Origin of the sequence: Tritonibacter mobilis F1926 (genome assembly GCF_000376545.2) — a bacterium.
Lineage (GTDB): Bacteria > Pseudomonadota > Alphaproteobacteria > Rhodobacterales > Rhodobacteraceae > Epibacterium > Epibacterium mobile.
This window is the reverse complement of record NZ_CP015230.1, coordinates 1,980,953-2,001,651: the sequence shown is the minus strand read 5'-3', so window position 1 is coordinate 2,001,651 and position 20,699 is coordinate 1,980,953. Positions and strand designations below refer to the sequence as shown.

Below are 20,699 nucleotides of genomic sequence, written 5' to 3'. Positions count from 1 at the left end.
ATGAGATGCAAGCTGATCTCTCCGTGATCCTGCCCGAGATCATCCTCGCCGTCTTCTCGATGGCGGCGCTGCTCGGTGCTGTCTACACCGTCAAGGACAAGCTGGCGCCGATGCTCGTGTGGGTGACCGCCGCGCTGATGGTGGTGCTGGGCATCTGGATCGGAACCTCCGGTTCCGGCGCCACCGAGGCCTTTGGCGGCATGATCGTCAACGACGCCTTTGCGCGCTTTGCCAAAGTGGCGATCCTATTCTCTGCCGCCGCCGTGATGGTGATGGGGCAGGACTATATGTCCAAACGCGGCATGCTGCGGTTTGAATACCCGATCCTGATCGCGCTCTCTGTCATCGGCATGATGGTGATGGTCTCCGCAGGCGATCTGATGGCGCTTTATATGGGGCTGGAGCTGCAATCGCTGGCGCTCTATGTGGTGGCCGCCCTGCGCCGCGACAGCATCAAATCCACCGAGGCGGGCCTCAAGTATTTCGTACTTGGCGCGCTCTCCTCCGGTCTGCTGCTCTATGGCGCGTCGCTGGTCTACGGCTTTGCGGGCACCACCAAATTTGCAGGCATCATCGAGGTCGCCCAGCATGGTGAGGTCTCAATCGGCCTGTTGTTCGGGATCGTCTTCCTGATCTCCGGCATGGCGTTCAAGGTCTCTGCGGTGCCGTTCCACATGTGGACGCCGGACGTCTACGAGGGCGCGCCGACCCCGGTCACCGCCTTCTTTGCCTCCGCACCCAAAGTGGCCGCGATGGGTCTCTTTGCCCGCGTGTTGCATGATGCCTTTGGCTACGCGATCGAGGACTGGAGCCAGGTCATCGCGCTCCTGTCGGTGCTGTCGATGTTCCTCGGCGCGGTTGCGGCCATTGGCCAGACCGACCTCAAACGCCTGATGGCCTATTCGTCGATTGCCCATATGGGCTATGCGCTGATCGGTCTGGCGGCGGGCACTGCGCTGGGTGTGCAGGCGCTGCTGATCTACATGTCGATCTATGTGGCGATGAATATTGGCACCTTTGCCTTCATCATGATGCTGCACCGCGACGGCAAACCCGTCACCGACATCGCCGCGCTGAACCAATACGCCAAACGTGAGCCGGGCCGCGCGCTTGGCATGCTGGTGCTGTTGTTCTCGCTTGCGGGCGTGCCACCGATGCTGGGCTTCTTTGGCAAGTTTTTCGTGCTGCGCGCCGCGGTCGAGGCGGACATGGCATGGCTCGCCATTGCTGGTGTGATCGCCTCGGTGATCGGAGCCTACTACTACCTGCGCATCGTGTTCTTCATGTACTTCGGCTCTGAAGGCGATGACGTGGAAACCTCCCGCTCGCCGGTGCTGCTGGCCTTCTTTACGGTTGGTGCGGCGCTGATGCTGGTGGGGGTTATCACCACCTTTGGGCTGGAAGGTGCTGCGGCCTCTGCGGCGGCCATGCTGGTCAACTGATGAGTGCAGGCAATAATTCGTCAAAAGGCCCGGTCCGGAGCGACCGGGCCTTTTGCCTTTTGTCAAACCGGGTGCTAAAGGGGCGCGCATGACAGATTGGCCTATCGGATACGGGCGCCGTGTGCTGGCAGAAGTCGACAGCACCTTAGACGAGGCCGCCCGCCTTGCGCCCAGCCTTACCGGGCCGGAGTGGATACTCGCCCTGCGCCAGACCAAAGGCCGCGGACGACGCGGACGCGCGTGGACCGATCCCAAGGGCAACTTCGCAGGCACGCTGGTTTATCGCCCCAAGGGCACGCCCGACCAGATCGCCCTGCGCAGCTTTATCGCCGCACTTGCGCTCTATGACGCCGTAGAGACCGTGACTGGCCGCACCAGCGGACTTGCGCTCAAATGGCCCAATGATGTGCTGCTCAATGGCGGCAAGCTTGCGGGCATCCTCCTTGAAAGCGCGGGCGTCAAATCCGGTGTCGATCATCTCTCTATCGGGATTGGCGTCAATCTGGCCGAAACCCCGATGAAAGAATGGCTGGAACCCGGCGCAGTGTGGCCGGTGTCGCTCCAGTCGGAAACCGGCGTGCGTGTCGACCCGGAGACGTTTCTGTCGGCGCTTGCCCTTGCATTTGCCCGCCATGAGGACCAGTTCACCACCTACGGCTTTGCGCCCATCCGCGAGTTGTGGCTGTCACGCGCGGCCAAGCTGGGTGAGGTGATCACCGCCCGCACCGCGCGCGAGGAAACCTCGGGCACCTTTGAAACCATCGACGACGCGGGCAACCTCGTTCTCAAGACCGCAAAGGGGACCGTCACCATCCCCGCCGCGGATATCTTTTTCTGACGGAGGCGGGGCACATGCTTCTCGCGGTTGATTGCGGCAACACCAACACTGTCTTTGCGCTCTGGGACGGCGATCAGATGATCGGCCATTGGCGCACCTCGACCGAATGGCAGCGCACCGCAGATCAGTATTACGTCTGGCTCTCCACCCTGATGACCCTGCAAGGCATCAAGGCGCAGATCACAGATGTCATCATTTCCTCGACCGTGCCGCGCGTGGTTTTCAACCTGCGCGTGCTGTCGGACCGCTATTTCAACACCCGCCCGCTGGTGGTGGGCAAGCCCGAATGCGCGCTTCCGGTGGATGTGCGCGTCGACGAAGGCACCACCGTCGGCCCGGACCGTCTGGTCAATACGGTCGCCGGCTATCACAAATACGGCGGTGATCTGATCGTCGTTGATTTTGGAACCGCAACCACATTCGACGTGGTGGCCAAAGACGGCGCCTATGTGGGCGGCGTCATCGCGCCGGGGGTGAACCTCAGCCTTGAGGCGCTGCACCATGCCGCCGCCGCGCTGCCCCATGTCGACATCTCGAAACCACAAAATGTCATCGGCACCAACACGGTCGCCTGTATGCAATCCGGCGTGTTCTGGGGCTATGTTGGCCTCGTGCGCGAGATCTGCGATCGCATCAAGGCCGAATCCGGCGTGCCGATGAAAGTCATATCAACCGGCGGGCTGGCGCCGCTCTTCCAGCAGACAGCAGATCTATTTGACGCATACGAGGATGACCTGACCATGCAAGGTCTGCGGCGCATCCACGAACATAATAAGGATATCGGTACTCACGCATGAGCAGTGAACGTTTAATCTATTTGCCCCTCGGTGGGGCAGGTGAAATCGGCATGAACGCCTACGTCTATGGCTATGGCACGCCGGGCAAGGAACGCCTGATCCTGGTGGATCTGGGCGTGGCCTTTCCCGACATGGACACCACCCCCGGCGTGGATTTGATCATGCCCGACATCAGCTGGCTGGCGGAACGCGCCGATCAGCTGGAGGGGATTTTCATCACCCACGCCCACGAGGATCACATCGGCGCGGTGGCGCATCTTTATAGCCGCCTCAATGTGCCGGTCTATGCGCGCGCCTTCACCGCCAATATCGCCCGTCGCAAGATGGAAGAGCAGGGCCATGACCCGGACGCCGTGGTGACGATCTCGCCCTGGCCCGAAGTGACCAAGCTCGGCCCCTTCACCATCGGCGCGGTGCCGATCTCGCACTCGATCCCGGAATCGGGTGGTCTGGTGATCGACAGCCCCGCAGGCCGGGTGATCCACACCGGTGATTTCAAACTAGACGCCAACCCCATCGTGGGCGAAGCCTTTGATCCCGACCTTTGGGCCGAGATTTCCAAGGATGGCGTGCAGGCGCTGGTGTGCGATTCCACCAATGTGTTTTCACCGCATGCGGGCCGCTCCGAGAGCGATCTGGGCGACAACATCACCAAACTCATCTCCGAGGCCTCCGGCATGGTGGCCGCGACCACCTTTGCCTCTAATGTCGCACGCGTCAAAACGCTGGCGCAGGCGGGCGAACGGGCAGGGCGCTCTATTGTGCTCTTGGGCCGAGCCATGCGCCGGATGATCGAAGCCTCGATCGAAACCGGTGTGCTGAGCGATTTTCCCAAAGTGGTTCAACCCGAGGAAGCAGCTGATATTCCGCGCGAAAACCTGATGCTGATCACCACCGGATCGCAGGGCGAACGCCGTGCTGCGACCGCGCAGCTGGCCCGTGGCAAGTATCGCGGTATGGAACTCAAGGAGGGCGATCTGTTCCTGTTCTCCTCCAAGACCATTCCCGGCAATGAAAAAGGCGTGATCTGGATCATCAACCAGTTCTCCGAGAAGGGCGTTGATGTGGTGGATGACAGCTCCGGTCTCTATCACGTGTCTGGTCACGCCAATCGCCCCGACCTTGAGCAGATGCATGACATCGTGAAGCCCAAGATCCTGATCCCGATGCACGGCGAACACCGCCACCTGCGCCAGCATGCGCGCCTCGGCGAGGACAAGGGCATCGCGTCCGCCATTGCCGTCAACGGCATGATGATGGACCTCACGGGCGATACGCCCAAGGTGGCCGACTATATCGACACGGGCCGCACCTATCTGGACGGTTCGGTCAAGATCGGCGCCATGGATGGCATCGTGCGCGACCGCATTCGTATGGCGCTTAATGGTCATGTGGTGGTCACGGCCATCCTCGATGAAGAGGACGAGCCGCTGGGCGAACCCTGGGTGGACCTCAAGGGCCTTGCCGAGACCGGTCAGTCCAACGCCGCATTGGCCGAGGTCATGGAAGAAGACCTGAACCAATTCCTGATGCGCGCGGGCAAGAAGACCCTCAAGGATGACGATAAGCTGGAACAGGAACTGAAGCGCATTGCGCGTCAGACCGCCCAGTCGGAGATCGGCAAGAAGCCCGAAGTGACGGTTGTCGTCAGCCGTATGCGCTGATCGCGGAGGAGGGGGCGCTGCCCCCTCGTGCCCCTTCGGGTCACTTCGCCCCCGAGATATTTTTGAAAAGATGAAGGGGGAGGCGCTCTGTCCTCTCCCTTTTCGTTAATACGCGGTTACAGCATCTGAACGGCGATGCGGTTGCCCTCGCTGTCTTCGATTTCCGCAACAAACCCACCATCGTCCAAAGCGGTCTTTGGAAGCAGGATCTGCTGGTCAAGGTTTGTCGCGCGTTGCAGCACCGCGTCGATGTCGTTCACGCTGAAATACAGCAACGCGCCCTGATGTGTGGGCACATAGATCTCCCCCTCTGCCAAGGCCCCGCTGGCCCCGTCTTGTCCTTCGGTGAACGGAAAGAAGGCCATACGGTTGCCATGGATGCTGGTGATGTCGGAAAATGCGATTTCAAACACGGTGCTGTAAAATGTCATGGCGCGCTCAAGATCGCGTACAGGAATTTCAACGTGGGCAATAATGTTCACGGGTTTCTCTTTGAAAATAAAGGGTTCGGCAGTATCGCAAACGAAGCCCCAGGGCTCCGTTTGCGATGACTTTGCGCAATATGAGCGCTCAGCTGGCTGCCAGCGCCGCAATGATCGGTGCAAAATCAGCGGACTTCAGGCTGGCCCCACCCACCAACGCGCCGTCGACGTTTGAGACGGCAAAAATCTCTGCCGCATTGCCGGGTTTCACCGATCCGCCATACAAAAGCGGCACATCCGCGCCCGCATTGCCAAAGCGCTGCACCAGCGCGTCGCGCAAGGCGTTATGCACCTCTGCGATCTGCTCCAGCGTGGGGACCTTGCCGGTGCCAATGGCCCAGACCGGCTCATAGGCGACAACAGTGTTTTGTGCCGTGACACCATCGGGTAGGGAGCCTGCCAGTTGCATGCCCACCACCTGCAGGGTGGAGCCCGCCTCGCGTTCTTCCAGGGTTTCACCGATGCAGACCACGGCGACCAGATTGGCAGCATGGGCGGCGTCGGTCTTGGCGCGCACGATTTCGTCGCTCTCGCCATGATCGGCGCGACGTTCGGAGTGGCCGAGGATCACATAAGAGGCCCCCGCATCTCGCAGCATCTCGGCGCTCAGGTCCCCGGTATGCGCGCCGGATGCGGCCGCGTGGCAATCCTGCCCGCCGATGGCGATCTTGTCCGCACGTTCTGCCGCGCGGGAAATCAGCGTGGCGGGGGGGCAGATCAATACGTCCACGCCTTTGGGCAGATCCCCCTTGGCGAGCGCTTCCAGCTCTGCGAGGCTGTCGCCGGTGCCGTTCATCTTCCAATTGCCTGCCGCGAGTTTGCGCGCCATGTCGCCCCCCATATCTTGTTGCATAATACTGTCATCATTGGTGGTAGCACCGGGGCGCGAGGCGGGCAATCATCGCCGCACCCCACATCAAAAAAGGGCGGCGCATGGCCACCCTTTTGATACGAAATATGAGTGTTGTTCGAGGGGTTATTCGCCGACCTTAAAGCTGATCGATTCACCGCAACCGCAGGCCTCTGCGACGTTGGGGTTGTTGAACTTGAAGCTCGATTCCAACAGCGTGGTCTCATAGTCGATCTCGGTGCCAAACAGGAACATCTGCGCCATTGGTGCAATCAGCACCCGCGCGCCGTCCTGTTCCACCACCTCGTCATTGGGATCGGCGGCATCGACATATTCCATGGTGTATTCCATGCCCGCGCAGCCGCCTTTTTTGATGCCGATGCGCAGACCCGCATGGCCCGCCTTCTCCATCAGCTTGGAGATTTGCGCGGCGGCGCGGGGGGTCATGGTGACAGCTTGCTTGCCGGGAATGGCGAACATGAGGAAGGCTCCGTTATGTGTTACCCTGTAACCTAAGTTGTCCGCTGCGGCCCATCAAGGGGCGGCTGGCAACAGGGTGGGGCCGATTGGCCTGCGATCACGATACTGCGACCGCAGGGTTTCGATTACATGAACCCGAGTTCCAGCCGGGCTTCATCCGACATCATGTCCATGCCCCAGGGTGGTTCCCATGTGAGTTCCACATCGACGCTTTTGACGCCGGGCACGGGGGAAACCGCATCAACGATCCAGCCGGGCATGTCGCCTGCAACGGGGCAGCCGGGTGCGGTCAGGGTCATGATGATTTTCACATCGTTTTCATCAGTTATATCAACCGTGTAGATCAGGCCAAGATCGTAGATGTTGACCGGGATTTCCGGGTCAAAGACGGTACGGCAGGCATCAACCACCGGCTCATAGAGCGAGTGGGACACGGAGGAGGGCGCAATCAGCGGGGTGCCTTCAAGCGGTTCGGATGCGTCGGTCATTCAAGCCTCGGTCAGTTATCTGAGGTTTTATATAGGGAAACGAGCGCGCCGGGTCCAGAGAGCGTGGCGTTTTCGAAGACTGTTGTGATGGCCAAGATTGGGTGCAGGATACGCTGCCAAGCCTCCGGTTGGGTATCACACTCCGGTGCGTGATGCGAATGTTTCAGAACTCACCTTGATAACAGCTGCTGCGCATTCGAGGCTCAAAAAACCAACGCGCTGCGCGGAGTGGTGTGACCAATCGAATTTCAATAAAACCTATATCACTGAGAGACTTTGAACATGACTGAACAGGTTATTGCCCCGAAAATAGCGTTTGTAGAAAATAAGCCAGAGATGATGTTTGCGAAGTGGTTGACTTACGCCCTCGGCGCGGTCTCAGCCGTTGTTTTAAACGCGCTCTCTGGTGCGGCGGATCAGCCGCATATGTCTGCAATGCTAATCCGGTGGTTCGCGGCGATACCGTTCTTGGGCTTTGGGATCTATTACGCGGCATTGGTCTATTTGCAGCACTACAAGCTGCCGGACACCCATGAAAATGACCCACGGCCCAGTTGGATGATCGCAATGACCAACTGGATTGCAGCCAAAACACCCGCACGGGTCAAAACCGTGTTGAAGATGTCAGTAGAAACCAACTTATTGTTGGTCATGCTAGGTGTGTCGGCGGTGTGCCTGTCGTTGGCTGCAATATTGTTTTGGGACGGGTTTGAGCTGTTCAATCAGGTGAACACGCTTCTTTATCAACAACAGGTGCAAGCGCTGATGGTGAAGTAATCAAAAGCGCCGAGGCATTCCCCCGGCGCTTATGTGTTGCTCAATCGTTGATATCGGTGTCGAAGGTCTTCACCTGACCCTTGGGCAGGGCAAAGACGCGTCTGAGGATCAGCCATGCTGCCAGTGACAGCACCGCAAAGACCAGCAAAAGCACCGGTAAAGTGAGGCTCAATGGTGTCAGCAGGATCACCGCAACCGCTGCCGCCCCAATGGCGAAGCCAAGAAAGACAAACCCCGGCAGCAGGATCTCAATGATGGCAAGGCCCAGGGCAATCACGCCCCAGACCCACCACAGTGACCAGAGCGCCCCCATCACTTCGCCTTCAGCATTTTGAAGGCATCGCCAAAGGCCTCAATAGCTTGCGCTGGCACGATAATGGTCTGTTTGCCATCGCCATTGCCCAGCGCGTTGAGGGCTTCGACCTGTTTGAGGGCCACCTGATACTGCGCTGCGGCCAGACCGTTCTCGGCAATCGCCTTGGCCACGACTTCGGTGGCAAAGGCTTCGGCCTCGGCCTGAATACGGCGCGCTTTTGCGGTTTGCTCTGCTGCATAAAGCTCAGCATCGGCGGCCAGCTCGACCGCGCGCTTCTTGCCCTCGGCTTCGGTCACATGCGCGCGGCGGGCGCGTTCGGCATTGAGCTGCTGCAACATCGCATCGCGGGTGGCCTGATCGAGGTTCACGTCGAGGATCTCGGCGCGTGTCACCTCGATGCCCCAGTCATCCACCGCGCTCTCCACGCTTTTCTTGATCTCACCAATCAGCTGCGAGCGGTTGGATTGCACCTCGTCGAGGTCCATCTTGCCGATCTCGGCACGCACGATCCCGGCCACGGTGGTGGAAATCGCCCCGTCCACATCGCGGATACGGTAAACGGTCTTTTCCGGTTCCAGAATGCGGTAAAACACCGAGGTGTCGATCTCGACCAGCACGTTATCGCGGGTGATCGCATCCTGGCTGGCGTTGGGCAACTGACGCTCCAGAATGGAGACTTTGTGGCGCACAACATCCAGAAATGGCACGATAAAGTTGATGCCCGGCCCAAGCACGGATTTCAGGCGGCCAAAGCGCTCGACCACGTATTTTTCCGATTGGGGTACGATGCGGACCCCTTTGAAAATCACGATGATCACAAAGAGGGCGGCAACGATATAGAGCAGCCCACCAGAGAGGGCGTCGATGATATCTTGTTCTGTCATGGGAAAAATCCGGGTCTAAATCAACAATGGGCGCAGAGTTTCCCCTCAACGCCAGAGCGTCAAGGGGAAAGGGTCTTCGTTCATCGCATGGGTTTATTCGGCGGCGTCGCCCAGTGCCTTGCGGCTGCGTAGGGGCGTGGGGCGCACATTGGTCTCGATCTCGTCGTGGATCAGGGCTGCGATGTCTTTGTTTGACGTCTTCTCGATCCCCTCTAGACCCGGCGAAGAGTTCACCTCCAGAACCTTTGGCCCGGTTTCCGAGCGCAAGAGATCGACACCCGCCACCCCAAGGCCAAAGCAGCGCGCGGCGCGGATTGCGGTTGCGCGCTCTTCCTTGGTGATGCGGACCGAGACGGCACTGCCGCCCAGATGCAGGTTGGAGCGGAAATCGCCCTCCGCACCGGATCGCTTCATTGCTGCGACCACTTTGGACCCCACCACAAAACAGCGAATGTCGACGCCTGCGGCCTCTTTGACGAATTGCTGCACGAGGAAGTTGGCCTTGAGGCCACGAAACGCCGTAATCACCGACTCCGCCGCCTTCTTGGTTTCCGCCAGCACCACACCTTTGCCTTGTGTGCTCTCAAGCAGCTTCACAATGAGCGGCGCGCCACCGACAATATCAATCAGCGCGTTGGTGTCCTTGGGCGAGGCGGCAAAGGCGGTGGGGGGCATGCCGATCTTGTGACGTGCCAGCATCTGATGCGCGTGCAGCTTGTCGCGGCTGGCGGTGATGCCCGCGCTGCCGTTAACGCAATAGGTGCCGATGGTCTCAAACTGGCGCAGCAGCGCCGTACCATACTGGGTGATCGAGGCCCCGATCCGCGGGATCACCGCGTCATAGCGGGGCAGGCGTTTGCCATCATAGTGGATTTCCGGTGCCAGCGCGTTGATCGACATATAGCAGCGCGAGGTGTCGATCACCTCCACCGAATGGCCACGGCGTTCGCCTTCTTCGACCAGACGGCGGGTGGAATAATTGTCCTCGCGGCTCAGCACCGCAATCCGCAGCGCGCGGTTCGGGGCCTTTTTGCGGATCGCGGGCGTGGTGTAGACGGAGTAATCCAGTTCCGGCTGGCAATAGCGCTCGGACGGCACCACAGAGATGTTCTCGGTAAGCGCCTGCCGTCCCAGCAGCATATGCAGCGCCATGCCGCGCCGATCGGTCAGCGTGATCTCCACCGGCCAGACCTGTCCGCCGATTTCCAGATTTGTTTCAATCACATAGCGCAACTCCCGATCCCCATTAGACGAGATCACCTCGCGGCGGTCCTTGATCTCGGCAGAGCAGGGGATGAGCAGATCATCGCGCCCCGGAATCGGGTGCACGGTAAAGCGGACCTTGGGGGCCTTTGAGGGGCCAAAGGTCTCAATGTCAGTCGCATGAAGGGCAGAGGTCCGGGCGCCAGTGTCGACCTTTGCACGCAATGCGGGCAGGCCAAGTGTGGGCAATCTGACCCATTCCTCCCAACCTAGACGCAGGTTCTGGTTCGGGTCATCTGTGGACATAGGGACGCCTCCTTGGCATTAGGGGTGAATCACCGCCCTCGCGGTGTGCAGACTGACGCAGGAACATGAGATGGCAGAGCTTTTCAACTTTGAAATGACAGCAACGGACGGCAAGGCACGCACTGGTGTAATTCATACACCACGTGGCGACATCCGCACCCCTGCCTTCATGCCCGTCGGCACCGCCGCCACCGTTAAGGCGATGATGCCCGAAAGCGTGCGCGCGACTGGTGCGGATATCCTGTTGGGCAATACGTACCACCTGATGCTGCGCCCCACCGCCGAGCGGATCGACCGCTTGGGGGGCTTGCATAAATTTATGAACTGGGATCGGCCTATCCTGACCGACAGTGGTGGTTTTCAGGTGATGTCGCTGGCGGGGCTGCGCAAGCTCACCGAAAAGGGCGTGACGTTCAAATCCCACATCGATGGCTCGCGTCACGAGCTGACGCCGGAACGCTCGATGGAGATCCAGGCGCTTCTGGGTTCTGACATCGTGATGTGTTTTGACGAATGCCCCGCGCTGCCGGCCGATCGCGACCGCATCGCCGAGAGCATGCGCCTGTCGATGCGCTGGGCGGAACGCTCGCGCGAGGCCTTTGGTGATCGCCCGGGCCATGCGCTCTTTGGTATTCAGCAGGGTGGTCTGGAGCAGGATTTCCGCGCCGAAAGCGCCGAAGCCCTCACGAAGATCGGCTTTGACGGCTATGCGGTCGGCGGCCTTGCGGTGGGCGAAGGACAAGAAGCGATGTTTGGCTGTCTGGACTATGCGCCCGACATGCTGCCCGTGGACAAGCCGCGCTACCTGATGGGCGTCGGCAAGCCCGACGATATCGTCGGCGCGGTGGCCCGCGGTATCGACATGATGGATTGCGTGCTGCCGTCGCGCTCTGGTCGCACGGGGCAGGCGTTTACCCGTCATGGCGTGGTCAATATCAAGAACGCCCGCCATCAGGACGACCCGCGTCCCTTGGATGAGAATTGCAGCTGTCCGGCATGCAGCAATTATTCGCGCGCCTATCTGCACCACGTGTTCCGGTCGAACGAGATGATCTCCGGCATGCTTCTGACATGGCACAACCTGCATTACTTTCAGGACATCATGGCTGGCATGCGAGAGTCAATCGCAGCGGGCACATTTGACGCCTGGCAGAAGAATTTCCACGACATGCGCGCCCAAGGCGATATCGAACAGCTCTGAGCCTGATCCTCGTCGGGGCAAGAAGCTGAGAGCGCAGTGTTTGTCAGATATCGCATCGCCACCCGCACGAGACGTCCGGGTGGCGATGCGTTTATTCTGTTTGTCAGAAACCTTGAGCTGCGAAGATTATCTGAAAATGACGCCAATCGTTTTGGGATAGGCGCGTTCCTGTGGTTTCGCGATTTTGTCAAAACGAACCACATGTGTCACCGCTTGCTGCTGCGCGCCGATGACTGCAGTGCATTGTAGGGTGATAGGCTCCTGTATGCCGGGTGTCACAGCAAAGGCAAGTTTGGCCGGGGTCTTTATCTTCTGACGCCGCGCGCCCTGCCGCACCTCGCAAGAGGCTCCTGCAATTTCAGTGGTGGCGCTGTCGGCAGCAAAGGCGGTGCGTAGGGCTACGGCTTCTGTACGTTCAGCCGCAGCCCCTTGAAAACCAATTGCCTGTGCTGCTTCCGGCAAGGGCAGCGGGGCGCTGCATGCGCTTAGCCCCAGACCCGCAGCGATCAGCCAAACTGCTGGCCGCATCACTTTTTACCCGGCTGCAGGTTCACTTCGACCCGGTCTGAGTAGCGGAACTTGTCATTGGTGGCGTCGCGAGAAGACTTGATCGCGCCTTTCACCAATGCAACGGCAAGAGCACCTGCCAAACCACCACTGGAAGATTGCGCACTGTTGATTTTTTCAACGGTCGCGTTGATGGCAGGAATTTTCTGGCTCACACCAGCACCGTTCAGACGGCAGGTCACCGAGGCATCTTCAGTTTTGCCCAAATAAGTGGGCAGCGAGACCCGCGCGGGGCTCACAATCCCGGCACTATAGCCGATACCGTTGATCGTGCAGGGCACACCCTTGGCTTCGACCGTTTTTCCATCCGATTGCGTCAACGTGCGAATTTCCACAATGGCGTACTCGCTGACATTTTGTTGTGCGATGCGGCTGGAAAAACGCACGCTCTCCGGCGGGGTGTCCAGCGGCTCATATTGCATACATGCCGACAGCGTGCACATCAGTGCCACGAGTGAAATTTTCTTCATGTCCCAAAGCCTGTAGTTATTTGAAGTTTTTAGTGCCTCCCGCAGAGGGCGAGTAGTTCTTACCGAAACATGAGCAGGTTGAACACTATTACGTGATAAAATTTTAGGCGGCGTGTGTCGGCGTATCTACGCAACCCTCGCATTGATTGAAACATGGCCCGGCCGCCCCGTAATTCCCCTGCATGCGTGCGGGTCAAAGGGAGCGATTGCGCTGGGTTTTTCGGGGTTTCGAAACATTCTCGTTGCTGGAGGGTTGAAAGGTGGAGGGGGGATGCTCAGTTCTTGTGGGGCAACATTCCTGTTGCTGGATACTTTGAGCGAAGGATACTCCCCGTGAGCCAGAAACCCGTGAGCCAGAACCTGTTTGCCGCAACCACCGCCGGTGCCCTTGAGTTGACAAATCGCGTGGTGATGGCGCCGCTGACGCGCAACCGTGCCGACGACACCACCGGAGAGGTGCTTGACCGTCACGCCGAATACTATGCCCAACGCGCCAGCGCCGGTCTGATCATCACCGAAGGCAGCCAGATCAGCGCTGAGGCCAAAGGGTATATCCAGACCCCCGGCATCCACACCGCCGGGCAGGCTGCCGCATGGCGCAAGGTCACCGATGCGGTGCATGCCAAGGGCGGCAAGATCGTGATCCAGCTGTGGCACGTGGGGCGGATCACCCATGACTCGCTGCTGCCCGAGGGCGTAAAAGCGGTGGGGCCGACCGATCAGGCGGCGGAGGCGCAGACCTTTACCCATGCCGGGTTTGAACCCACCGCGACGCCGGAGGCGCTGACGGTTGCAGGCATTCAGCGCGTGATCGAAGATTACGTTCAGGCTGCAAAATACGCCAAAGAGGCGGGTTTTGACGGCGTTGAGCTGCATGCCGCCAATGGTTACTTGCTGGAGCAATTCCTCAAGGATGGGGTCAACACCCGCGGTGATGCCTATGGTGGCTCGGCAGAAAACCGGGCGCGTTTCCTGTTTGAGGTGCTGGACGCATTGGCCACCGTCTGGGAGCCGGGGCGCATTGGCGTGCGGCTGTCGCCCTTTGCCAGCTTTAACGATGTCTCCGACAGCGACCCGGTGGCCCATTACACCCCGGTGATCGAACGGCTGAACACCTATGGTCTGGCCTATCTGCACCTGATCGAAGGCGACACCGGCGGCGCGCGCGAAGGGGATTTTGAGACCCTGCGCCAGCTTTATACCGGAACCTATATGGCCAATAACGGCTATGACCGCGAGACGGCCCTCGCCCGGACCGAAAGCGGCGCGGTGGATCTGGTGGCCTTTGGGCGGCCCTTCATCTCCAACCCGGATCTGGTGGCGCGCCTGAAGGCGGACGCTCCCTTGGCAGAGGGCGATCAAGCGACCTTTTATGGCGGTGGTGACAAAGGGTTCACCGACTATCCGACGCTGGAACTTCAGGCGGCGGAATAGGTCTCGACCTCCGGCCAGATCACCTTAGTTATATCGACGCAGGCGGGGAAATCCGCCTGCGGAACAACGACAATTTACGCCCGCTTATTGGCGACGGAACGGCATGGGCTGACGATGTTAGGGCTTTGCTCACCGTTTCACCATTTGCGCCCTTGTGGTCAGATCATGCACGGGGCATTCTGGTAGACAACGTTTGAGGCAGGGCGGTTGAATATCTCGACCCGCCTGACCAGATAAATAATCCGAGTGAGGAGACGACCGCGGTTGCCGAACATACGGGGCCTGGCCGTCTTGCTAAGAAAAAGGACCGAGTATGCAAGAGCCTCTCAATTCCTCCTACCCCGTACTGCCGCTGCGCGACATCGTGGTCTTTCCCCACATGATCGTGCCGCTGTTCGTGGGCCGGGAGAAGTCGGTACATGCCCTCGAAGAAGTCATGTCCGATGACAAGCAGATTCTCTTGTCCAGCCAGATCGACCCGTCCGAGGACGATCCGGATCAGGATGGTATCTACCGCACTGGCGTGCTGGCCAATGTGCTGCAACTGCTGAAGCTGCCCGACGGCACCGTGAAGGTGCTGGTCGAAGGACATCAGCGGGTGAAGATTACCGAGTTTCTGGACAACGACACTTTCTTTGAGGCCCGCGCCGAGGCGCTTTCGGAAATGCCCGGCGATGTGACCACCACCGAGGCGCTGCTGCGCACTGTCGGTGATGAGTTCGAGCGCTATGCCAAGGTGCGCAAAAACATCCCCGAAGAGGCGCTGACCGCCGTCGGTGAAACCACCGAGCCTGCCAAACTGGCTGACCTCGTGGCGGGTCATCTCGGCATCGAGGTGGACCGCAAGCAGGAGCTTCTGGAAACCCTGCCGATCAGCGAGCGGCTGGAGAAGGTCTATGCGCTGATGCAGTCCGAACTGTCGGTGCTGCAGGTCGAGAAAAAGATCAAGACCCGCGTCAAGACACAGATGGAGAAGACCCAGCGCGAGTATTATCTGAATGAGCAGATGAAGGCCATTCAGAAGGAACTTGGCGACGGCGAAGATGGCGCTGGCGAAATTGCCGAGCTGGAAGAAAAGATCGAAGGCACGAAGCTGTCGAAAGAGGCCCGTGAAAAGGCCGATGCCGAGATCAAGAAGCTCAAGAACATGTCGCCGATGTCGGCCGAGGCCACAGTTGTGCGCAACTACCTCGACTGGATGCTGTCGATCCCGTGGGGCACCAAATCCCGCGTCAAAAAGGATCTGGGCCGCGCGCAGGATATCCTCGACAAAGACCACTATGGTCTTGAAAAGGTGAAAGAACGCATCGTTGAATATCTCGCGGTGCAGCAGCGTTCTGCCAAACTCAAAGGCCCAATCCTGTGCCTTGTTGGCCCTCCGGGCGTAGGTAAAACCTCGCTGGGCAAATCCGTGGCCAAGGCGACGGGCCGCGAGTTCATCCGGATTTCCCTGGGTGGCGTGCGCGACGAGTCCGAGATCCGTGGCCACCGCCGGACCTACATTGGCTCGATGCCGGGCAAGATCATTCAGGCGCTGAAAAAGGCCAAGACCACGAACCCGCTGATCCTGCTCGATGAGATCGACAAGATGGGGCAGGACTTCCGTGGCGATCCGGCCTCGGCGATGCTCGAAGTGCTTGATCCGGAACAGAATGGCACCTTTGTGGACCACTATCTTGAGGTTGAATATGACCTCTCGAACGTGATGTTCCTGACCACCTCGAACAGCTACAACATGCCGGGCCCGCTTCTGGACCGGATGGAGATCATTCCGCTCTCCGGCTACACCGAGGACGAAAAGCGCGAGATCGCCAAGCAGCATCTGATTTCCAAACAGGTGAAGAACCACGGTCTCAAGGCCAAGGAGTTCGAGCTGACCGACGCAGCACTCACAGAGATCATCCGCACTTACACCCGTGAGGCGGGCGTGCGGAACCTCGAACGTGAGATCGCCAAAGTGGCCCGCAAGGCGCTGACCTCTATCGTCAAGAAAGAGACCGAAAGCGTGAAGGTGACGCCTGAGAACCTCGGCGATTTCCTCGGCGTGGCGAAGTATCGCTACGGTCTTGCCGAGCTTGAGGATCAGGTCGGGGTTGTCACCGGGCTCGCCTATACCTCCGTGGGCGGGGAGCTGCTGTCCATCGAGGCGCTGCGTCTGCCGGGCAAGGGCCGGATGAAGACCACCGGTAAACTGGGCGATGTGATGAAGGAGTCGATCGAGGCGGCAAGCTCTTATGTGCGCTCCGTCTCGCCGCGCCTGGGCATCAAGCCGCCGCGCTTTGACAAATGGGACATTCACGTCCACGTCCCCGAAGGCGCGACGCCCAAGGATGGCCCCTCGGCGGGTCTGGCGATGGTGACCTCCATCGTGTCGGTGCTGACGGGCATTCCCGTGCGCAAGGACATCGCCATGACCGGCGAGGTCACCCTGCGCGGCAATGCGCTGGCCATCGGTGGTCTGAAGGAAAAACTGCTCGCAGCGCTGCGTGGCGGCATCAAGACCGTTCTCATCCCCAAGGAGAACGAAAAAGATCTGCCGGAAATCCCGGACAACGTGAAAGAAGGGCTGGACATCATCCCGGTCGATCACGTCTCTGAGGTGCTGAAACACGCGCTGGTCAGCCAGCCCGAAGCGATCGAGTGGGACGAGGAGGCCGAAGAGGCCGCCGCCGCCGCTGCCGCGCTGAAAGGCGGAGACGACGCCAGCGGCGCCACAGCGCACTAAGCACCGTCGCGTATTGAGTGTGATGAAGGGCGTCCCGATACGGGGCGCCCTTTCTTTATGCAGGGCGTCGTTGGGTTGGGTGCGGTGCGATCCTCAGGTTTCGCGGTTTTGCACCAGTTGGCGGCGCCGCCGAGAGGGCAGGCGGGTTTGATCCACGCGGGCCTGTCCCGCGCGTGATCCGGATGAAGTCTTCAGATCGGACCCCCTGCACCTTTGGTTGAGAGGTGATCTCAGGGGGCAATTCCCGGTCCGGAGGTGTCAATTCCGGTGCCATGTCGCGACATTCGTCACTGTGCCATTGAAACCTGAAAATCCACCAACCTCAGCGCCCGCTTTTTACGCAACAGGATGCGAGGCTCTGCCTCGCGCTCCGGGATATTTGGAGTTAGAAGAGAGCCAGGGGGTGTTTCTCACCTATTCTTCTAACTGAAAATATCCCGGGGTGAATTGGCCGCAGGCCAAGAGGGGCGGAGCCCCGGATGTTGGGTTTTCCATGATTTTCTATCGGTTATGCGCTAGGTTCACCGCAGAAGGTGATCTGCGTGCGCTCGAGTATCGAAATCCACGCAGGTGAGACGAGCACAGAAAAACAAAAGGCAGGACCCATGGCAAAACCCCGCACCCCCTCCACAAGCCCGCGGCCGAAACACAGCACCGCGCGCGTTGCGCCCTCATCTCCAAAGGTAGAGGTTGCGACATCTGCAGCTGAAACAGCGGCGGGTTCGTCCTCTGCACCTGTGGAGCAAACCCCAGTTCTTGAGCTACGAAAAAAGGAGTTGATCGACCAAGTTGTGGCGCGCAGTGGTGTAAAAAAACGCGATGCAAAACCTGTGGTCGAGGCCATGCTGGCGGTTCTTGGCGAGTCCATTGACTCTGCACGGTCGCTGCATCTGGAGCCGATGGGGAAACTGCGCGTAAACCGCAGCAAGGATACCCCAAACGGGCGCATCCATATTTGCAAATTGCGGCGTAAACCTGCGATTGCCGAAATGCCATCGCAGGAGCAAAAAACTGCAAGTACCCCTCTTGCGAAGCCTGAGCGCTGAGGATAAACACCGGCCTCACGGGTGATTAGCTCAGTGGTAGAGCGCTTCGTTCACATCGAAGATGTCAGGAGTTCAAATCTCTTATCACCCACCATTCTACCCCTTTGATTTGCATGAGTTTTTGCTTAATTGCAGGAAAACTCTGCCCCGACTGGTGCTTAGAGGTGGTGCATCAACATGGGACGAGGGATGCCGAAGCCAATCCGAACTATTAATTGAGGATTGCTGTGCTCGCTGCGATCCAAGTCACCATGCTGTCGAAATTTGACCTCAATCTCTGATGAGCGCACGATCTGTCGGGCAGTCTGATCTGCGGCGGGCAACCTGATTGGCGCTGTGAGGATCAGATCCGCGATACAGGTTGCCCGGCAGAGGTGTTGTTTGGTTCAGTTCATGACGCCAAGGTTGATTGTCATCTGACATTCAATACCCTTTAGAAATCAGTCCAATCCCCATTTGAAACGCGCTGCCCTCCGCGTGGTGGTTCGAAGACGACCACCTCGGGCTGATCATTGCGCGTTCTGGTTCGTCCGTCAAAGCCAACCTCGATGAGTGGAGAGCCACTGGTCGGGGCGGGCTTGCGCGGCGCTTGAGGGTGTGCCTGAGCGGTGCCTTTGCGCAATGTAAACCGACCGACCTGACTTTCGAGAGATGCAGCTTCCTGCTGGAGCGTGGCGGCTGCGGCAGATGTTTCCTCGACCATTGCAGCGTTGTGCTGGGTCACCTGATCGAGCTGCGTCGCGCCCACGTTGATTTCAGCAAGCCCAACGGATTGTTCGTTTGCACCCGCAGCGATTTCTGACATCTCGTCGGCGACGCGGGCAACGCGCTCCACGATGTCGGTGAGGGAGTCCCCTGCGCGGTTGACCAAATCGACCCCGGTCGTCACTTGGGCAGAGCTGGCTTCGATCAGCTGTTTGATATCCATGGCCGCCTCAGACGAGCGCTGCGCAAGGCCGCGCACCTCGGAGGCCACAACCGCGAAGCCACGACCGACCTCACCTGCGCGCGCGGCCTCAACGCCGGCGTTCAGAGCCAGCAGATTGGTCTGAAAGGCGATGTCTTCGATGACATTGATGATGTGTTTGATCTTTTCCGAGGACTTCTCGATCTCTGACATGGCGACCACCGCATCTCTGACGATGGTACCGGAGGTTTGGGCATTTTTACGGGTCTCGGAAATATTACGTTCCGCATTGGAGGCGGTATCCGCGGCGGAGCGGACGGAGGTTGTCATCTCATCAAGCGCTGCAACCGTTTCCTCCAGCGTGGCAGCCTGGCTTTCCGTACGGCGCGCCAGTTCATCAGAACCCAAGCTGATTTCATCTGAACGCGCGCGAATTTCCCTTATGCTCTCGGAGAGCTTTGCCATCATGTCATTCAATGTGTTGACGGTCAGGTTGAAGTCCTCTCGCAGGGCCTCGTAGGAGCCGGAGAAACGGACATCAATTGTGTGCGACAGATCGCCTTTTGCTAGGGCTTGCAGGCTCTTGGCGAGTGTTTCCACAACCCGCGCCTGCTCTGCTTGCTGGCGGTCCTGTTCCTGCTCCATCTCTTCTTTTTCGAGCAAGCGTGCGCGCAAGGCTTCGACAGATGCGGCCATTGTGCCGACGTCGTCCTGGCGTTCGGTGCCCTGCACTGCATCACTGTATTGCCCGGCGGCGAGCTTATTGACAGAGGCGAGCATGTCGCCAAGGGGGCGTCCCACCAAGGCCCGCGCGGTCAGGTAGATCGTGCCCAGCGACATTATCAGGATCAAGACCCCACCTGACACGGAAGAGAAGACGGCCTCGCGGACCGGGTTGGTGAAGACCGCGGCCGGGACATCCAAAATTGTGGCCCAGGTTGTGTTCATGCCGGGCGCGGTGAACGGAAAGACGAGGCGGGTGGCGCCATCAGGAAGCCCCTCGATCACCCGTGGTGCACCGTCTGCCAAGGCCGCCTTCAGGAGATCCGCCCCAGCGTCGTCATAAGGTTGGGTCAAGATCGCTTCATCTGGGTTGGCGAGCCATTTGCCTCTGCTGTCCACCAACATCACGCGTCCACCTTCGAAGGTTTCGAGCGTTGCGAGCATTGTGGTCAGATCTGTCAACACGATGTCGACGCCGGCCACGCCGAGCGTTTGCCCCTCGACGATGACGGGAACAGCGACCGAGGTCAAAAGCCGGCCTTCCTCAGAGAGGTAAGGTTCGGTGATGATTCCTTTTGCGGTGTTGACCGGCACGGCAAACCACTGTGCGCTCGCGTCGATCGCGAAGGTTGCAAAATCCAGACCACCCTGCGCGGCCTTGGTCCAATAGGGGGTGAAGACACCGTTGTCGTTGCGACCCTCCGATCCTGTCAGAAAGGCATCGGTCCCCCCATCGGGCAGGCCCGCCATCCACGCAGAAAAGACTGTATCGTACTGTGTGGGAACACCACGCAGGATTTCGATCACATTGGCGGTGGTGGCGTTGCCAGTGGACATATAGCCCGAGACCGCGCCACTGACGGCTGCACCCGCCGACGTCGCTTGTGTGATTTGAACGGCAATGGTCTGGGCAATCTCTCCCGCTGTTTCGCTGGCGAGTGCCATGACCTGGTGATCGGCCTGTCGCGACGCGCGCCATCCGCTGTAGCTGATGTAGCCCGCGAGAATGACAGTGATTGCTATTCCGGTCGCTAGGACCAGTTTACCCGCTACCGTTTTGAAAAGATCGCTCATGGCTGATGCGCCCCGAATGTCCAAC

19 protein-coding genes and 1 tRNA gene are annotated in these 20,699 nt (G+C 59.5%); 10 read left to right on the top strand and 10 right to left on the bottom strand.

Annotation, left to right across the window (positions count from 1 at the left end):
* Positions 1–5 precede the first annotated feature (5 nt).
* The 4 genes from nuoN to K529_RS09515 all read left to right on the top strand — a co-directional run bounded on the left by nuoN (position 6) and on the right by K529_RS09515 (position 4,741).
* On the top strand, positions 6–1,442 hold the full coding sequence (gene nuoN / locus K529_RS09530; RefSeq protein WP_005624631.1) for an NADH-quinone oxidoreductase subunit NuoN: 1,437 nt from the start codon (positions 6–8) through the stop codon (positions 1,440–1,442).
* An 88-nt stretch (positions 1,443–1,530) separates the two neighbouring features.
* Positions 1,531–2,280: a biotin--[acetyl-CoA-carboxylase] ligase gene (locus K529_RS09525; RefSeq protein WP_005624633.1), complete on the top strand. Its 750-nt coding sequence runs from the start codon at positions 1,531–1,533 to the stop codon at positions 2,278–2,280.
* Positions 2,281–2,294: 14 nt separating this feature from the next.
* Complete coding sequence (locus K529_RS09520; RefSeq protein WP_005624635.1) at positions 2,295–3,077, top strand: type III pantothenate kinase; 783 nt, start codon at positions 2,295–2,297, stop codon at positions 3,075–3,077.
* Positions 3,074–4,741, top strand: coding sequence for a ribonuclease J (locus tag K529_RS09515; RefSeq protein WP_005624637.1), 1,668 nt, complete (start codon positions 3,074–3,076; stop codon positions 4,739–4,741). The genes K529_RS09520 and K529_RS09515 overlap by 4 nt, the downstream gene beginning before the upstream one ends.
* 116 nt (positions 4,742–4,857) lie before the next feature.
* On the opposite strand, the gene K529_RS09510 is transcribed toward K529_RS09515, so the two are convergent.
* The 4 genes from K529_RS09510 to K529_RS09495 all read right to left on the bottom strand — a co-directional run bounded on the left by K529_RS09510 (position 4,858) and on the right by K529_RS09495 (position 7,041).
* Positions 4,858–5,223: a VOC family protein gene (locus K529_RS09510; protein ID WP_005659684.1), complete on the bottom strand. Its 366-nt coding sequence runs from the start codon at positions 5,221–5,223 to the stop codon at positions 4,858–4,860.
* Between the two features lie 88 nt (positions 5,224–5,311).
* Positions 5,312–6,052, bottom strand: coding sequence for a triose-phosphate isomerase (gene tpiA, locus K529_RS09505; RefSeq protein ID WP_046002283.1), 741 nt, complete (start codon positions 6,050–6,052; stop codon positions 5,312–5,314).
* A 147-nt stretch (positions 6,053–6,199) separates the two neighbouring features.
* Positions 6,200–6,553, bottom strand: a complete 354-nt coding sequence (locus tag K529_RS09500; RefSeq protein ID WP_005618153.1) for a HesB/IscA family protein — start codon at positions 6,551–6,553, stop codon at positions 6,200–6,202.
* A gap of 125 nt (positions 6,554–6,678) precedes the next feature.
* Positions 6,679–7,041, bottom strand: coding sequence for an SUF system Fe-S cluster assembly protein (locus tag K529_RS09495; protein ID WP_005618150.1), 363 nt, complete (start codon positions 7,039–7,041; stop codon positions 6,679–6,681).
* Between the two features lie 282 nt (positions 7,042–7,323).
* Between K529_RS09495 and K529_RS09490 the strand changes: the two genes are divergently transcribed.
* Positions 7,324–7,818 carry a hypothetical protein gene (locus K529_RS09490; protein WP_005618148.1) on the top strand — a complete coding sequence of 165 codons (495 nt, stop codon included), beginning with the start codon at positions 7,324–7,326 and terminating at the stop codon, positions 7,816–7,818.
* 40 nt (positions 7,819–7,858) lie between these two features.
* Here K529_RS09490 and K529_RS09485 read toward each other — a convergent pair whose 3' ends face one another.
* The 3 genes from K529_RS09485 to rimK form a co-directional block, all read right to left on the bottom strand.
* A complete protein-coding gene (locus K529_RS09485; RefSeq protein ID WP_005618146.1) occupies positions 7,859–8,131 on the bottom strand; it encodes a hypothetical protein in 273 nt (90 codons plus the stop codon).
* Positions 8,131–9,018, bottom strand: a complete 888-nt coding sequence (locus K529_RS09480; protein ID WP_005618144.1) for an SPFH domain-containing protein — start codon at positions 9,016–9,018, stop codon at positions 8,131–8,133. The genes K529_RS09485 and K529_RS09480 overlap by 1 nt, the downstream gene beginning before the upstream one ends.
* Before the next feature lie 93 nt (positions 9,019–9,111).
* Positions 9,112–10,527 (bottom strand): 30S ribosomal protein S6--L-glutamate ligase, encoded by a 1,416-nt coding sequence (rimK, locus tag K529_RS09475; protein WP_005618143.1) that lies wholly within the window; start codon positions 10,525–10,527, stop codon positions 9,112–9,114.
* Positions 10,528–10,597: 70 nt separating this feature from the next.
* Here rimK and tgt point away from each other — a divergent pair, with 70 nt between their 5' ends.
* Positions 10,598–11,728: a tRNA guanosine(34) transglycosylase Tgt gene (gene tgt, locus K529_RS09470; protein WP_005618142.1), complete on the top strand. Its 1,131-nt coding sequence runs from the start codon at positions 10,598–10,600 to the stop codon at positions 11,726–11,728.
* Positions 11,729–11,854: 126 nt separating this feature from the next.
* Here the strand turns inward: tgt and K529_RS09465 are convergent, their stop codons facing one another.
* Positions 11,855–12,256: a hypothetical protein gene (locus K529_RS09465; RefSeq protein WP_005618140.1), complete on the bottom strand. Its 402-nt coding sequence runs from the start codon at positions 12,254–12,256 to the stop codon at positions 11,855–11,857.
* The gene (locus K529_RS09460; RefSeq protein WP_005618137.1) at positions 12,256–12,765 is read right to left on the bottom strand and encodes a hypothetical protein; all 510 of its coding nucleotides are present in this window, start codon (positions 12,763–12,765) and stop codon (positions 12,256–12,258) included. The genes K529_RS09465 and K529_RS09460 overlap by 1 nt, the downstream gene beginning before the upstream one ends.
* Before the next feature lie 333 nt (positions 12,766–13,098).
* Between K529_RS09460 and K529_RS09455 the strand changes: the two genes are divergently transcribed.
* From K529_RS09455 to K529_RS09440, 4 genes are all read left to right on the top strand, one after another.
* Positions 13,099–14,199, top strand: a complete 1,101-nt coding sequence (locus tag K529_RS09455) for an alkene reductase (RefSeq protein ID WP_005618134.1) — start codon at positions 13,099–13,101, stop codon at positions 14,197–14,199.
* Between the two features lie 313 nt (positions 14,200–14,512).
* Positions 14,513–16,924, top strand: coding sequence for an endopeptidase La (lon, locus tag K529_RS09450; RefSeq protein ID WP_046002276.1), 2,412 nt, complete (start codon positions 14,513–14,515; stop codon positions 16,922–16,924).
* A gap of 737 nt (positions 16,925–17,661) precedes the next feature.
* Positions 17,662–17,970, top strand: a complete 309-nt coding sequence (locus K529_RS09445) for an HU family DNA-binding protein (RefSeq protein WP_040641983.1) — start codon at positions 17,662–17,664, stop codon at positions 17,968–17,970.
* 19 nt (positions 17,971–17,989) lie between these two features.
* Positions 17,990–18,064 (top strand) — tRNA-Val (locus K529_RS09440).
* A gap of 339 nt (positions 18,065–18,403) precedes the next feature.
* On the opposite strand, the gene K529_RS09435 is transcribed toward K529_RS09440, so the two are convergent.
* Positions 18,404–20,674, bottom strand: coding sequence for a methyl-accepting chemotaxis protein (locus K529_RS09435; protein ID WP_005617177.1), 2,271 nt, complete (start codon positions 20,672–20,674; stop codon positions 18,404–18,406).
* Positions 20,675–20,699: the final 25 nt, after the last annotated feature.